Here is a 12304-nt window from a genome sequence, read left to right as displayed (position 1 = left end):
CGCTTTCCTGTGCCCGCGAGGGCCGAGCGGCACGGGCGAAGGGGCCGGACCACAGTGGTCCGGCCCCTTCGCCCGTCGTTCCGGAGACGTCAGATCTGCTCGCGCCGCGCCAGCTCCGTGCAGCAGGTGTCCACCATCAGCCGGGTGACCACATACGGGTCGACGTTGGCGTTCGGACGCCGGTCCTCGATGTAGCCCTTCTTCTCGACCTCGACCTGCCAGGGGATCCGCACCGAGGCGCCGCGGTCGGAGGCGCCGTAGGAGTACGCGTCCCAGGGGGCGGTCTCGTGCGCGCCGGTCAGCCGGTCCTCGATGCCGGTGCCGTACTGGCGGACGTGCTCCAGCGGCTTGTCGTCCAGGCCCAGCGCCTCACAGGCGGTGATGATCGCGTCGTAGCCCTCCCGCATCGCGCGGGTGGAGAAGTTGGTGTGCGCGCCCGCGCCGTTCCAGTCGCCCTTGGCCGGCTTGGCGTCCAGCGAGGCGGTGACGCCGAAGTCCTCCGCCACCCGGTGCAGCAGCCAGCGGGCCACCCACATGTGGTCCGAGACCTCCAGCGCGGGCAGCGCGCCCACCTGGAACTCCCACTGGCCGGGCATGACCTCGGCGTTGATGCCGGACAGGCCGAGACCGGCCGCCAGGCACAGGTCGAGATGCTTCTCGACGATCTCCCGGCCGAAGATGGCGTCGGCGCCCACACCGCAGTAGTAGTCGGCCTGGGGGGCCGGGTAGCCGCCGCCCTCGGGGAAGCCGAGCGGGCGGTCGCCCTTGAGGAAGGTGTACTCCTGCTCGATGCCGAAGATGGCTTCCTGGTCGGCGAACCGCTCCGCGACCGGACGCAGCAGCGCACGGGTGTTGGAGGGGTGCGGGGTGAGGTCGGTGTGCAGCACCTCGCACAGCACCAGCAGGTGGTCGCCGCCGCGGATCGGGTCCGGGCAGCTGAAGACCGGCTCCAGCACGAGGTCCGAGGCGTGGCCTTCGGCCTGGTTGGTGCTGGACCCGTCGAAGCCCCACCGGGGCAGCTTGCTGCCGTCGGCCAGAATCCTGGTCTTGGAGCGGAGCTTGGCGGTCGGCTGGGTGCCGTCGATCCAGATGTACTCGGCCTTGATGCTCACGGGGTCCTCTTCACGGGGGGTGCGGGGTACGGTGCGGGCGTACCGCCGCACTCTCGCAACGCGCTATTTCTCGTCCGTTGCCCGTTTGTGAACCACAGGTTACCGAGCCGGACATCCCGGCGTTCCTAAGGTTTTCCACCCGAGCTACCTGGGATTTCCGGTGTAAATGTGCCCGTCGTCACATCATTCCGATGTGGCGGAGGTATCCGGGGGGCGCTTCTGCGTCACCGTACGACGTGCGCGCGGAGCACCCCGGCCGGCCCCTCGGCCCCCGGGCCACCGGCCCTCGGCCCATGGCGCGGCCGCGGCGAAATCGGCGCCCCGGCCCGCACCCCGCGGGACACTGGCCCCATGACGACCCCGCGCATCGGACTTCTCGGCACCGGACCCTGGGCGCGGAGCGTCCACGCCCCCGCCCTCGCCGCGCATCCCGGCGTCCGGTTCGCCGGCATCTGGGGGCGCAGGCCGGAGGCGGCCGCCGCGCTGGCCCAGGCCCACCGCACCCGCCCGTACGAGACCCCCGACGAGCTGTTCGCGGCCTGCGACGCCGTCGCGATCGCCCTGCCGCCGTCCGTCCAGGTCCCGTTGGCGGTCCGCGCCGCCGAGGCCGGCTGCCATCTCCTCCTGGACAAGCCGGTGGCCACCTCCGTGTCCGAGGCGCGCGCCGTCGCCGTGGCCGCCGACCGGGCGGGCATCGCCTCGGTGGTCTTCTTCACGGCGCGCTTCGGGGAGCAGGAGGGGGAGTGGATCGCTGCCCAGGCCGCGGTCGGCGGCTGGTTCACCGCGCATGCCGACTGGCTCGGCTCGGTCTTCGCCGACGACAGCTCCAGCCCGTACGCCGACTCGCCCTGGCGCCGCGAGAAGGGCGGCCTGTGGGACGTCGGCCCGCATGTGCTGTCGGTGCTGCTGCCGGTCCTCGGCGATGCGGAAGCGGTCACCGCGACCCGGGGTCCGGACGATGCGGTGCTGCTGACGATGCGCCACGGCAGTGGCGCGGCCAGTTCGGCGACGGTCGGCCTGACCGCGCCCGCCGCGGCGGCGGGCGTCGAGGTCACCCTCCGCGGCACCGCGGGCGTCACCTCCCTGCCCCGCCGCCAGGACGGCCCCGACGTGGCCTACCACCACGCCGTCGACGCCCTGCTCACCGCCGCCGATACCGGACTGCCCAACGCCTGCGACATCCACTTCGGCCTCCGGGTCACCGAGATCCTGGCGGCGGCGGAGGAATCGCTCCCCGCTCTCATGTCTCACGGGTCATGACTACATGGCGAAATTGGTCGTGGAGGGCATGAGCGAACGTCCGTAGCGTCATGGGTGTGACCCCTTCGTCACGCACCCGCCACCGCCCGAAGGAACCCGCCGCCATGACGCCTGCCACCGGCTTCACCAGCTATGCCGACGCCCTCCTCGCCGCCCTCGCCCGTGACCCGTCCCGTACCGCGGTGACCGTGGACGGCGGCGAGGAGGTCACCGCGGGCGCCTTACACGCCACCGTCCACCGCATGGCGGCGGTGCTCGCCGGCCGCGGCATCGGCCGCGGCCGGACCGTCTGTCTCCTCAGCGGCAACCGCCCCGAGGTCCTCGCCGCCCGTTACGCCGCGGGCCTCCTCGGCGCCCGGGTGGTCTTCCTCTACGACGGCATGGCCGCCGAGACCCTGGCCCGGATCGCCACGAGCGCGGAGGCCGCCCTGCTCCTGGTCGACCCGGCACTCCACGCCACCGCACGGGCGCTGCTCCACCACACCCGGGGCCCGTTCCCCGAGGTCATGACCCTGGGGGAGGGAGCCGGCGATCTGGGCGCCGACCTGCTCGCCGCCTGCGCCGCGCTCCCCGCCACCCCCGAGGTGCCGAGCGCCGCCCGGCCCGAGGACGACTGGTGCATCCGGCACACCGGCGGCACGACCGGCATCCCCAAGGGGGTCCGGATGGCGCACGCCCCGTATGCCGGGATGCTGATCCACCACCGCATGGAAGCCGCCGGCGAGCCGCCCCGCTTCCTGGCCTGCACGCCGCTCGCCCACCTCGCGGGCATCTTGGCCGATGCCACGCTCGTGGCCGGCGGCACCGTCGTCCTGCACCGCGCCTTCGACCCCACCGCCGTACTCGCCGCCGTCGCCCGCCACCGCATCACCCACCTGTGGCTGCTGCCCCCGCTCCTCTACCGGCTCCTCGACGACCCCACCCTCCCCACCACCGACCTCGGCTCCCTCACCCGCATCTCCTACGGCGGCTGCGCGGCCTCACCCTCGCGGCTGGCGCAGGCCGCCGAGGTCTTCGGCCCGGTCCTGTTCGGGCTGTACGGGCAGGCCGAGGCGATGTCGATCACCGAGGCCCGTCCGGAGGACCACGTCCCGACCGGTCCCGGCGGACGGATCACCGTGGGCCGCCCGCTGCCCGGCGTGACGCTCGCCGTCCGGGACGCGGACGGGCGGGAGCTGCCGACGGGGGAGCAGGGCGAGGTCCACGTACGCTCCGCGGGCGTGATGACCGGCTACTGGAAGCAGCCCGAGCTGACCGCGCAGGTGCGGCACGACGACGGCTGGCTGCGCACCGGCGATGTCGGCGTGCTCGACGACGAGGGCCGGCTCTACCTCGTCGACCGGGTCAAGGACCTGATCATCGTCGTGGGCGGCCATGTCCACCCCGCGGAGGTCGAGGACCTGCTGCACACCCATCCGGCGGTCGCCCAGTGCGCCGTCTACGGGGTGCTCGGGGCGGACGACACCGAGGAGGTGCATGCCGCGGTCGTCGCCGCCCCGGGCCGCCGGGTGGACACCGCCGGCCTCCGCGCCTTCGTCACCGAGCACAAGGGTGCCCTCTACGCCCCGGCCGCCGTCCACGTCCTCGACGCCATCCCCCTCACCCCTGTCGGCAAACCGGACAAAAACCTGCTCCGTGCGACGACCGTGCCGGCCTGACGGGGCCCGCCCGGGAGGCCGCCCCGGAGGGCGTCCCGACGGGCGCGCGCCGACCCCTCCTCGACGCCCCAAATCCCTCCTGGCCAGGGGCTTTTGTCAGTGGTGGCCAGTAGAATGGGAACCAGTCAGTGAGGGTTCATCCACGCTCCAGGAGGTCGCCGATGGCCGCTGCCACGCTCATGACGAAGCCGCTCCCGGCCCACCCGCTGCCCAAGAGGCCGCTGCCCGCCGGATGGCCGCGCGAACGGTACGAATCGCACAACCGCCGCCTGAAGGCCATGCGGCTGGCCATAGCCCTGCTCGACACCGGCGTCTACCGCCCCGAGCAGGCCCACAACCGCAAGATCCGCAGCACCGCGGCCGACATCGGGGTCCACGCCCCGTCCGACACGACCTGCCGTCTGGTGCGCGCCCTCATCTACGACAACTGCTGACGACCGGCCGCCCCATGCCGTGCCCGCACCCTGCCGGAGCGGGGCTCACCCGCCCGAGCCGCCCCCGGCCCCCTCGGCGGCATCCATGTCCGTCACCTCCGCCAGCGCCTCCTCCAGCCACTGGACCCAGAACGTCTCCAGCCCGATCCCGGCCCGCAGCACGAGGCGCCGCAACCGGTCCTGAGGATCGGCCGCGGCCCCGAAGTCGCGGCCCTCGATCTCCTGGTACTCCGCCAACTGCCCCCGGTGCTGCGCCAGATGCCGCCGCAGCTCCTCGTCGAGCCCGGCCCGCCCCACCACGGCCGAGGCCCGCATCCGCAGCAGCAGCGCGTCCCGGATGGGCTTGGAGTCCTGCTCGCCGGATGCCCAGCGGGTCAGCTCGGTCCGTCCCGCGGGCAGCACCTCGAACTCCTTCTTCTGCCCGCGGGAGGGCTGGTCGCTGGGCAGTGCCCGGATGAACCCGGCCTGCTCCAGCTTTCCCAGCTCGCGATAGATCTGCTGATGGGTGGCCGACCAGAAGTAGCCGATCGACCGGTCGAACCTGCGGGTCAGCGACAGCCCCGACGACGGCTTCTCCAGCAGGGCGGTGAGGATGGCGTGCGGGAGTGACATGCGGCAATCCTAGGCAGGCGGCAGCAGGTCACAGGGTCGCCGCCAGCTCCGTCCCCTGCTTGATGGCGCGCTTGGCGTCCAGCTCCGCGGCGACATCCGCACCGCCGATGAGGTGCACGGCGCGCCCCTCGGCCCGCAGCTCCTCGTACAGATCCCGGCGCGGCTCCTGCCCGGTGCACAGCACGACCGTGTCCACGGGGAGGGTGCCGGCCGCGCCGTCGACGGTGACATGCAGGCCCTCGTCGTCGATCCGGTCGTACGTCGCCCCGGCGACCGTCGTCACGCCCCGGTGCCGGAGCTCCGCACGGTGGATCCAGCCGGTCGTCTTGCCCAGCCCGGCGCCGACCTTCGACGTCTTGCGCTGGAGCAGATGCACCTGGCGCGGGGCCTTGGGGCGCTCGGGCGCCCGCAGCCCGCCGCGCTCGCCGTACGCCGTGTCGACGCCCCAGGAGCGGAAGTAGGTCTCCGGGTCCTGGCTCGCCGCGTCGCCGGCGTCGGTCAGGAACTCCGCGACGTCGAAGCCGATGCCCCCGGCCCCCAGGATCGCCACCCGGTCGCCGACCGGCGCGCCGTCGCGCAGCACATCGAGGTAGCTGACGACGCTCGGGTGGTCGATGCCCTCGATCTCCGGGATGCGCGGGGTGACCCCGGTGGCGACCACGATCTCGTCGTACGCACCGAGGTCCCCGGCCGTCACGGGCGTGTTCAGCCGGACCTCCACGCCCTGCCGCGCGAGCTGCGTACGGAAGTAGCGCAGGGTCTCCTCGAACTCCTCCTTGCCCGGCACCCGCTTGGCGATGTTCAGCTGCCCGCCGACCTCGTCCGCGGCGTCGAACAGCGTGACCTCATGGCCGCGCTCGGCGGCGGACACGGCGCAGGCGAGCCCGGCGGGCCCGGCGCCGACCACCGCGAGGCGCTTGCGGCGGCGGGTCGGGGAGAGGACCAGCTCGGTCTCGTGGCACGCCCGCGGATTGACCAGACAGGACGTGATCTTCCCGCTGAAGGTGTGGTCGAGGCAGGCCTGGTTGCAGCCGATGCAGGTGTTGATCTCATCGGCCCGGCCGTCCTCCGCCTTGCTGACGAAGTCCGGGTCGGCGAGGAAGGGCCGGGCCAGCGACACCATGTCGGCGCGCCCGTCGGCGAGCAACTCCTCGGCCACCTCGGGGGTGTTGATGCGGTTGCTGGTCACCAGGGGGATGCTGACCGAGCCCATCAGCCGCTTCGTCACCCAGGTGTAGGCGCCGCGCGGCACCGAGGTCACGATGGTGGGGATACGGGCCTCGTGCCACCCGATACCGGTGTTGATGATGGTGGCGCCGGCCGCCTCGATCTCCTTGGCGAGCGCGACCACCTCCTCCAGGGTGGAACCGCCCGGAACGAGGTCCAGCATCGAGAGCCGGTAGATCAGGATGAAGTCGGTGCCGACGCGCTCCCGGGTGCGGCGGACGATCTCCAGCGGGAAGCGCACCCGGTTCTCGTACGAGCCGCCCCACCGGTCGGTGCGCTGGTTGGTCGCGCCGACGATGAACTCGTTGATCAAGTAGCCCTCGGAGCCCATGATCTCGACACCGTCGTACCCGGCGGACTTGGCCAGCTCCGCCGCCCGCACATAGTCCTCGATGGTCTGCTCGACCTCGTCGTCGGTGAGCGCATGCGGAGGAAAGGGGCTGATGGGGGCCTGGATGGCGCTGGGCGCGACCAGATCGGCGTGGTACGCGTACCGCCCGAAGTGCAGGATCTGCATCGCGATCCGGCCGCCCGCCGCATGCACCGCGTCGGTCACGGTCCGGTGCTGCGCCGCCTCCTCCTCGGTGGTGAGCTTGGCGCCGCCGTCGTACGGCCGTCCCGCCTCGTTCGGCGCGATACCGCCGGTCACCATCAGGCCGACGCCGCCCCGCGCACGGGCGGCGTAGAAGGCGGCCATCCGCGCGAAGCCGTTCTCGGCCTCTTCCAGGCCGATGTGCATCGACCCCATGAGCACCCGGTTGGGGAGGGTCGTGAACCCGAGGTCGAGCGGGCTCATCAGGTGCGGGTACGGACTCATGGGGGGCCTCCTGGCGCGGTGGTCGTGACAGCAGTTGTAGACCAGCCGGGGAGCCTTATGCAACAAGTTGCATAAAACAGTGACGCAGGCGACGCCGCCCCGCCCCGGGCCCCCCTTCGCCTTCTCGCCCCGGGCGCCTTCCCCTTGCCCCCTCACGGCGCGCAGCCGCCGCGTCGGCGCAGTGTGACGTATCACAGACAACACGGGGGCGCTGTGGGAACTTCAACTGTGCTACTCCTCAATGGAGTTGCCGACGAGCCGACGGTGCGGGCCGGACGGCGCGCGGACCGCACGGACCGCCTGGTGGGGGCGGCCGGGGCGGCGCCGCGGGCCGGCGGCGGGCATCCGGCTCGGGACGGTCTGCCCGCACGTGGAGAGGATCGAATGTCCACTTTGCAAGCCATCACGCTCGACCAGGTGGTCGACACCGCCCGGTACCCCCTGGCGCAACTCGACAGTGCCGAGGGGCGGGCCGTGATGTCCCGTGCCCGGCGCGAACTCTCGGCTCTCGGCTGCACCGTGCTGCCGGATTTCATCCGGCCGTCGCTCCGCGAGGTGCTGGAGCAGGAGGGCGCGGCCCTCGCCCCCCAGGCGCACTTCGACGTCGAGACCGTCAACGTCTACAACATCGCGGTGGACCGGGCACTGCCCGAGGACCACCCCGGCCGCCGGACCTTCCAGCGGGGCAATGCGTTCGTCGCCCGTGACCGCATCCCCACGGACTCCCTCATCAGCCGGCTCTACGCCCACACGGCGTTCCAGGACTTCATCGCCCGCTGCTTCGGGTTGCCGCAGCTGCACGAGCTGGCGGACCCGCTGTCCGGGCTGGTCCTCAATGTCGTCGCGCCGGGCCTGGAGCACCCCTGGCACTTCGACACCAACGAGTTCACGGTGAGCCTGCTCACCCGCCAGGCGCAGGACGGCGGTGTCTTCGAGTACTGCCCCAACATCCGGTCCGCCGAGGACGAGCACTTCGACGACGTCCGCGACGTCCTGGACGGCCGGGGCGAGCGGCTGACCCGCCGCCTCCCCCTGCAACCCGGTGATCTACAGCTGTTCAAGGGTCGCTACTCGCTGCACCGGGTGAGCCCGGTGCGCGGCGAGCTCGCGCGCCACTCCGCGATCTTCGCCTACAGCGAGCGCCCCGGCGTCATCGGGAGCGTGGCCCGGACCCGGCAGCTCTTCGGCCGGGTACTGCCCGAGCATCTGGCGGCCGAGGGCCGGGCCGTCCGGGGCGACCGGCTGCTGGACTAGCGAAGGCGAGGCCGCGCCGTCGCCTTGACCGTTGCCCGCTCCACGCTCCAGGAGGAGCGGGCACGGTGGGTGACGGCGCGAGTATGGACGAGTGACATCACAGGTCCCCACGACGCGAATCGAGAGAGCAGAATTGAATACCCGTCAGGAAAGGCCAGCAGCCATGACGACCTTCGCCCAAGAGGACAGCCTGCCGCGGGTGCCGCTGCCCACGCTGGAGGCCAGCTGTGAGCGGTTCCTCGCCTGGTGCGCGCCGCTGCTGACCGCCGACGAGCTGGCGGCGACCGAGGCGGAGGTGGCCGCCTTCCTCCGGCCCGGCGCCCCCGGCCGGACGCTGCACGCGGCGCTGGAGCAGTACGACGCCGCCCCGGGCGTGCACAGCTGGCTCGACACCTTCTGGCCGTACCGCTACCTGGGCCGCCGGGACCGGATCGCGCTCAACGCCAACTTCTTCTTCCTCTTCCAGGACGCCTCGCCGCAGCAGTCGCAGGTCGAGCGGGCGGCCGGCCTCATCGCCGGGGCCGTCGACTACAAGCGGCAGCTCGACCAGGAGCTCATCCCGCCGGTCGTGCAGCGCGGCGCGCCCCAGTCGATGATCCAGAACAAGTTCCTCTTCTCCGCCACCCGGATCCCCGGGGCGCAACAGGACACCGTCCGCAGCCCCTACACCGACGCCTGGCCGGGCCCGTCCCGCGCACGGCACATCGTGGTGTTCGTCCGCGGCGGCATGTTCCGGATGGACGTGCTCGGCGCGGACGGTGTCCCGCACAGCCTGGACGACCTCGAAGCGGGGCTGCGCGCCGTACAGAAGGCCGGCGCCGAACCGGCCCCCGCCGACACCTCGGTGGGCCACCTCACGACCATGGCCCGCGCCGAGTGGGCCGCGGCCCGCGAGTCCCTGCTCGCCTGCCACCCCCGCAACGCGGACGCCCTGGAGGACATCGAGACCGCCCTGTTCTGCGTCTGCCTGGAGGACTTCGCCCCCGCGGACATCCAGCAGGCCTGCGACGAGCTGCTCCACGGCGACCGCGGCAACCGCTGGTTCGACAAGGCCGTCTCCCTGATCGTCTTCGCGGACGGCCGGGCGGGCATCAACGTCGAGCACTGCGAGCTGGACGGCACCACCATCCTCAGCTTCACCGACGCCCTGCTCAGCACCCCCGCCGAGGAACACTCCCGCCGTTCGGGAGCCCGCTCCCAGGGGCTCCCGTCCGTGGAGCCGGTCGTCTTCGAGCTGGACGACGCCCTCCGGTCCGAGGTGCGCTCCGCCGCCGAGGCGTTCGCGGCGTACGGGGAGAGCACCGCGACCCGGACCGTCTCCTTCGACGACTTCGGCAGCACCACCGCCAAGGCGCTGGGCTCCTCGCCGGACGCCTTCGTCCAGCTCGCCTACCAGCTGGCCCACCAGCGCGCCAAGGGCCACCTGGGCGCGACGTACGAGTCGATCGCCACCCGCCAGTGGCGGCACGGCCGGACCGAGGCCATGCGGGTGGTCACCCCGGAGATCCAGGAGTTCGTCGGCGCGATGGAGGACCCGGCGGCCGACGCGGACACCCGCCGGGCCGCCTTCCGGGCCGCCGCCGCGAAGCACGTCGCCCGCGCCAAGGAGTGCCAGGCCGGTGACGCGCCCGAGCAGCACCTGTGGGAGCTGGAGCTGATCCAGCGGCGCCGCGGGGCGGAACTCGGCGTGACCGAGCAGCCCGCCCTCTACCGGACACCGGGCTGGCTGACGATGCGCGACGACTACCTGAGCACCAGCTCGGCGCCGTCCGCGAACATCCAGTACTTCGGCTTCGGCTCCACCAGCAGCCGCTGTATCGGCGTCGCCTACGTCCTGCTGCCCGACCGCTTCCACCTCTACCTGAGCACCCCGCTGACGGTCGCCGACCAGATGGGGACCTTCGGCCACCGGCTCCGGGAGGCGGTGGCCGAACTGCGGGAGCTGCTGGCACCGGGGCAGCCCGCGGCCTGACCGCCGCGCTTTCCCACCCGGCACCGAGCCGAAGGGCCGCCACCCGCACCGGGTGGCGGCCCTTCCGCGCCGGCTACTTCAGCAGCCTGGACATCCGCCGGTCGGCGAGGATCTTGCCGCCGGTCTGGCAGGTGGGGCAGTACTGCATCGACGAATCGCTGAAGGACACCTCCCGGACCGTGTCCCCGCACACCGGACAGGCCTCCCCCTTCCGCCCGTGCACCCGCAGCCCGCTCTTCTTCTCCGCCTTGAGATTCCGGAGGTCGATCCCACGGGCCCGTTCGACCGCCTCGCCCAGCGTCGTACCGATCGCCTCGTAGATCCGGGTCACCTCGTCCTCCGACAGCCTGGCGGCGAGCTTGAACGGCGACATCCGGGCCGCGTGCAGAATCTCGTCCGAGTAGGCGTTCCCGATCCCGGCGATCACGCTCTGGTCCCGCAGCACCCCCTTGATCTGCCGGCTTTCCCCCGACAGCAGCCCCGCGAAGGCCTCCGCGGTGAACCCCTCGGAGAGCGGATCCGGCCCGAGCCGCGCAATCCCCGGCACCTCCAGCACATCCCGCACGACATACACCGCGAGGTGCTTCTGACTCCCGGCCTCGGTCACCTCGAACCCCGCACCGTCATCGGGCTCCCCGAGCCGCACCCGGAGCGCCAGCGGCCCCTTCCCGGGCCGCGGCGGCGCCACCGCCAGCTTCTCGCTCCACCGCACCCACCCCGCCCTGGCCAGGTGCAGGACCAGATGCAGCTCCCCGGCCCGGAGATCGAGGAACTTGCCGTGCCGGGTCACCTCGTCGAACGTCCGGCCCTCCAGCGCGGTGACGGGCGGGTCGTACGTCTTGAGCGCGTGGACGGCGACCGGGTACACGCGCTCGACCGTCCGGCCGACGACATGCTCGTGCACGAACCTGGTGAGGGACTCGACCTCCGGCATTTCAGGCATACCGCCAGTTTGCCTCAGTCCTCGGCCACCGGCGGGCCGGCGGGCGTCGGCCGTACCGTGCGGCCCGGGCCGCGCGCCCGGCGGAAATCGCTCCAGGATTGAGCACCTTTTCCGGCTCCGGGGCCGGAATCGCCGGGCGGGGTGCAAGCTGGGCTCGATATGGAAGCCGGACGCGTTCTCAGGGGCTTGCGGGCCGTGGTGTTCGCCACGGTCTGTGTGCTGCTCACGGCTCTCGGGCACGTACTGTCGTCCGGTTCGCCACTGCCCTGGTACGTCGTGATCACGTCTGTCGTGGGGTCCTCCGCCGGTGTGTGGTGCTTCGCCCGGCGCGAGCGCGGACCGGTGGTCGTGGGCCTGCTGACCGCCGGCACCCAGGCGGTGCTCCACACGGCGTTCGCCCTGAGCCAGACGGCCCAGGAGCGGACGGACGGCCCGTGGTCCCTGGGCCGGCTGTGGTGGAAGGCCATGACGTGCGAGGGAGCGGCACCGTTCCCGTCCGCCCCGTTCGGCGACGGACCGGTGCCTGACGCGATGCCCGGCATGCCGCCGTCGCTGCACGAGGGAATGCAGACCGGTGGCCACTCGATGCTCGTGGTGCACCTGCTGGTGGCGGCGCTGAGCGCCTGGTGGATGTGGGGCGGCGAGCAGGCCGCCTTCCGCACGGCGCGGACCGTGCCCCTGCTCCCCTTCCTGTCCCTGCTCCTGTCCCTGTTCCGGTGGATCTTCTTCGCGCTGCGCCCCGCGCCGCCGGCGGTTCCGGAGGACGCCCGGGTACCGCGGCAGAGGCCACGACGGGCCCTGCGTGAACTGCTGCTGGCGCATGTGGTGTCGCTGCGTGGCCCGCCGGAGGAGCCGGCTGTCTGCTGACAGCAGCTGACCTCGGGTGGCGGACGTCGTGCGGCGGGAGTTGCGGCGGCCGTGCCCGCATCCGGCCCTCCGGTCCGCCCGTACACAACGGCGACCGGATCACGCGAAGGACTCCAGATGATGACGCCTGTCCGGACGTTGGCATCCC

At 72.4% G+C, this 12304-nt stretch carries 10 protein-coding genes; 6 read left to right on the top strand and 4 right to left on the bottom strand.

Annotated elements, in window-relative coordinates; genetic code table 11:
• Positions 1-89: 89 nt before the first annotated feature.
• A complete protein-coding gene (gene glnII, locus M8I34_RS23140; RefSeq protein WP_250051951.1) occupies positions 90-1112 on the bottom strand; it encodes a glutamine synthetase in 1023 nt (340 codons plus the stop codon).
• 351 nt (positions 1113-1463) lie between these two features.
• Here glnII and M8I34_RS23135 point away from each other — a divergent pair, with 351 nt between their 5' ends.
• From M8I34_RS23135 to M8I34_RS23125, 3 genes are all read left to right on the top strand, one after another.
• Positions 1464-2372, top strand: a complete 909-nt coding sequence (locus M8I34_RS23135; RefSeq protein ID WP_250051949.1) for a Gfo/Idh/MocA family protein — start codon at positions 1464-1466, stop codon at positions 2370-2372.
• Positions 2373-2476: 104 nt separating this feature from the next.
• Positions 2477-4030 carry an AMP-binding protein gene (locus M8I34_RS23130; RefSeq protein WP_250051947.1) on the top strand — a complete coding sequence of 518 codons (1554 nt, stop codon included), beginning with the start codon at positions 2477-2479 and terminating at the stop codon, positions 4028-4030.
• A gap of 161 nt (positions 4031-4191) precedes the next feature.
• Entirely contained in the window at positions 4192-4464 is a 273-nt protein-coding gene (locus M8I34_RS23125) for a hypothetical protein (protein WP_244415208.1), read from the top strand.
• Between the two features lie 45 nt (positions 4465-4509).
• Here the strand turns inward: M8I34_RS23125 and M8I34_RS23120 are convergent, their stop codons facing one another.
• On the bottom strand, positions 4510-5076 hold the full coding sequence (locus tag M8I34_RS23120; RefSeq protein WP_250051945.1) for a PadR family transcriptional regulator: 567 nt from the start codon (positions 5074-5076) through the stop codon (positions 4510-4512).
• Positions 5077-5104: 28 nt separating this feature from the next.
• The gene (locus tag M8I34_RS23115; protein ID WP_244415212.1) at positions 5105-7120 is read right to left on the bottom strand and encodes an NADPH-dependent 2,4-dienoyl-CoA reductase; all 2016 of its coding nucleotides are present in this window, start codon (positions 7118-7120) and stop codon (positions 5105-5107) included.
• Positions 7121-7504: 384 nt separating this feature from the next.
• On the opposite strand from M8I34_RS23115, the gene M8I34_RS23110 reads away from it, so the two are divergent.
• Complete coding sequence (locus tag M8I34_RS23110) at positions 7505-8374, top strand: arpA protein (RefSeq protein WP_250051943.1); 870 nt, start codon at positions 7505-7507, stop codon at positions 8372-8374.
• Positions 8375-8537: 163 nt separating this feature from the next.
• On the top strand, positions 8538-10346 hold the full coding sequence (locus tag M8I34_RS23105) for a choline/carnitine O-acyltransferase (protein ID WP_250051941.1): 1809 nt from the start codon (positions 8538-8540) through the stop codon (positions 10344-10346).
• Between the two features lie 73 nt (positions 10347-10419).
• Here the strand turns inward: M8I34_RS23105 and M8I34_RS23100 are convergent, their stop codons facing one another.
• Positions 10420-11289, bottom strand: a complete 870-nt coding sequence (locus M8I34_RS23100) for an Fpg/Nei family DNA glycosylase (RefSeq protein ID WP_250051939.1) — start codon at positions 11287-11289, stop codon at positions 10420-10422.
• A gap of 195 nt (positions 11290-11484) precedes the next feature.
• On the opposite strand from M8I34_RS23100, the gene M8I34_RS23095 reads away from it, so the two are divergent.
• A complete protein-coding gene (locus M8I34_RS23095) occupies positions 11485-12156 on the top strand; it encodes a PE-PGRS family protein (RefSeq protein ID WP_250051938.1) in 672 nt (223 codons plus the stop codon).
• Positions 12157-12304: the final 148 nt, after the last annotated feature.

The organism is Streptomyces sp. MCA2 (assembly GCF_023544705.1).
Taxonomy (GTDB): Bacteria; Actinomycetota; Actinomycetes; order Streptomycetales; family Streptomycetaceae; genus Streptomyces; species Streptomyces decoyicus.
Note: the sequence above shows the minus strand (reverse complement) of the source record. Positions and strands in the feature narration are given on the sequence as shown.